This is a genomic window from Streptomyces sp. SID14478, from assembly GCF_010548525.1.
Classification (GTDB): domain Bacteria; phylum Actinomycetota; class Actinomycetes; order Streptomycetales; family Streptomycetaceae; genus Streptomyces.
In genome coordinates this window covers 1-639 of record NZ_JAAGMG010001451.1, presented here as the reverse complement: position 1 = coordinate 639, position 639 = coordinate 1, and the positions used below count along the sequence as shown (strand labels likewise).

1 protein-coding gene is annotated in these 639 nt (G+C 75.0%); it reads left to right on the top strand.

Features of this window, described 5'->3' with window-relative positions:
* The coding region (locus G3I40_RS45365) for an SDR family oxidoreductase (RefSeq protein WP_164560613.1) at nucleotides 1-465 on the top strand (465 nt) is incomplete at its 5' end.
* Nucleotides 466-639 lie beyond the last annotated feature (174 nt).

Here is a 639-nt window from a genome sequence, read left to right as displayed (position 1 = left end):
GCCGCCGTGCACGAGGTCGACGACGAGGTCTGGGAACGCGTCATGCGCGTCAACGTCGAGGGGCCCATGCGCCTGATGCGCGCGGTCGTGCCCGGCATGCTCTCCGCGGGCGGCGGCCGCATCGTCAACATCGTCTCCGAGGCCGCGCTGCGCGGCTCGGCGGCCGGCGCCGCGTACACCGCCTCCAAGCACGCCCTGGTGGGCCTGACCAGGTCGTCGGCGTACCAGTACGCGGGCACGGGCGTGCAGGTCAACGCCGTCGCCCCGGGCGCGGTGGCCACGGGCATCAGCGTGCCGGGCGCCGCCCCGTACGGCTCGGTGCGCACCGCGAGGATGCGCGTCGCGATCCCCGCTGTGGCGCGGGCGGAGGAGCTGGCCGCCTCGATCACCTTCCTGCTCAGCAGGGACGCGGTGAACCTCAACGGCGCGATCGTGCCGTCCGACGGCGGCTGGTCGGCCGCCTGACGTCCGCCCGCTCCCGCAGAACAGGTCTCCCGTACGCCCCGACGTCCGGAACTCCCGGGCGGCTCAGAGGAGTTCACCACCCCATGTCCCCTCACCGCACGAACCGCGTCCTCGCGGCGCTCGCCGCCGTCGGTCTGCTGGCCCTGACCGGATGCGGCACCGAGCCGGCCGGCG